Origin of the sequence: Methylobacterium guangdongense (assembly GCF_038442355.1) — a bacterium.
Classification (GTDB): domain Bacteria; phylum Pseudomonadota; class Alphaproteobacteria; order Rhizobiales; family Beijerinckiaceae; genus Methylobacterium; species Methylobacterium guangdongense.
The window spans coordinates 1-1,774 of record NZ_JBBXMX010000061.1 but is presented as its reverse complement, the minus strand read 5'-3'; the positions used below and the strand labels follow the sequence as shown (position 1 = coordinate 1,774).

General features: G+C 62.4%; 1 protein-coding gene and 1 pseudogene. One reads left to right on the top strand and one right to left on the bottom strand.

Going from position 1 to position 1,774, the window contains the following annotated elements:
- The first annotated feature begins 357 nt into the window (after positions 1-357).
- On the top strand, positions 358-870 hold the full coding sequence (locus tag AAHG09_RS31715; RefSeq protein WP_342112309.1) for a hypothetical protein: 513 nt from the start codon (positions 358-360) through the stop codon (positions 868-870).
- 793 nt (positions 871-1,663) lie between these two features.
- On the opposite strand, the pseudogene AAHG09_RS31710 reads toward AAHG09_RS31715, so the two are convergent.
- Positions 1,664-1,774: pseudogene (locus AAHG09_RS31710) on the bottom strand (IS630 family transposase); the annotation flags it as partial.

The window sequence follows — 1,774 nt, the reverse complement described above, 5'->3', positions numbered from 1 at the left end:
TTCGGACGGCACGCCTCGACCAGCGGCTCCAGCTCAGACCATTGCGCGTCGCTCAGCATCATCCCTCCTGCCTCGAAGACAGGAAACGCAAGCCCCGCCAGTCCGTTCAGGCGACGACAGGCACTAATCGCTGTAGCGCCCCGAGACGAGCATGTGCTCGGGACCGCATGCATCTTGGAACTGGTGAGACCGAATTCGATCAGACACGAGGCCACATACCTGATTGTCGTGCTCGCGATCCGTTCGATAGCTCGGTCCATGCGGTCGGTGCCCCCGCCCGAGGGCGCCGGGAGTAAGCGTTCGGGAACCCGCGGCTCTCTCATGACCTGACCTCCACCGCGCAACCAGGAGTCCCGCATGCGCCTAGCCATCGCCGCCATCGTCCTGTCGACCGCATCCATCCCCGTTCATGCCGAGGCGCCGGCGGATGCCGTCGCCATCGGACCCTGGAAAGTCGAGGCCGTCTCGAAGGGACAGAAGTTCGACAGGTGTACGATGTCCCGGACGACGGACGACGGGGTCGACGTCCGGTTCACCCGTGACGCCGGGGGACTGGACCTGACGATGAGCTCGCCGAAGTGGAAGCTCGGTCGCGGCAAGAGCTATCCGGTCGAGCTGTCAGCCGGGTCCTCGACCTTGCAGGCGGACGTCGCCGCCTCGGGCAACGCGGTATCGCTGCCGGTCAAGGACGAACGATTCCTTAAATCGCTCAAGCTCGCGGACGGCCTGGACGTGAAGGGCGAGGGCGCGACGATCAAGGTGGCGTTGGACAAGAGCGCGGCCGCCTTGGACCGGCTAGAGGCGTGTTACGCCAAGAACGGCTCGGCCACGGACACGAACCCGTTCGTGGCGCCGAGCGGGAAGCCGTAGCCGACCTCCGCCCAGGTATCGACCGGCCACCTGATGAAGCTGACATAGCTTGGAACGCTGAGAGTTGGGGTGAGGAGCCGCTGCTTGGCCAGCGCCTCCTCGATTACTTTTGGTTGGTTCAGTGCGGAACATTGGGGTGTGAAACCGGAACTTTGGGTCGGCTATCAATTGGCTCGGCTATCAGCGCGTCGACCAGCAGCAGGGCGATGATATTGGTGATCTTGATCGCCGGGTTCACAGCGAGGTTTGCGTGGTCATAACAGGGTAGATGTGCCTGCCGGAGGAAAACCGTCTAGGTTCAAGCAGATGCTCAAGACCGCAAAGCGGAAGATCTCAAAGGGCTACTCCAAGGCATTCACTTCAGCCACAGGAAATGTCCGCTTACTTGCAGCTTAAGCTCCGAAGCGGACCGGCCGCTTTCGGCTAGCATCGGCCGCGTTGGCAGGCGCCGGTGAACGGCCGGGTTGGGTGGATTTCCGCCGGTCCGCTTCGGGACCGCAGCGCCTGGAAGCGGACGTAGATGCTGTTCCCGCTTCCGGCCCTTCTCTGAAGTTCGGAATGTCGGCTTGCAGGCAATCTGATGCCGTGCTGCGACCGATCCGGATCGAAGGCACTGCACAGCAGCGTTCCACACGGATCTAGGATGTCGGTCTTTTTGGCGTTCCAAACTTCGCAGACACCTTTTGGAACGGCTCGGCCGAGATTGTAGGCCGTCCCACAGGGGCAGGGTCTAGTGGAACGGCTACATGTCAGCCTCTGCTTCGCAGAACGTGCCAACTAGAGCGGCATCCGATCATGTTGGATCATATGCGTCGTAGCCTGCGGCGGCGAGATACCGGCGGCATTCGGCTGGCGTGAAGCGTCTGAAGGCTCGTCGGATCGTGTCCCAGAGGCCGCTGATCGT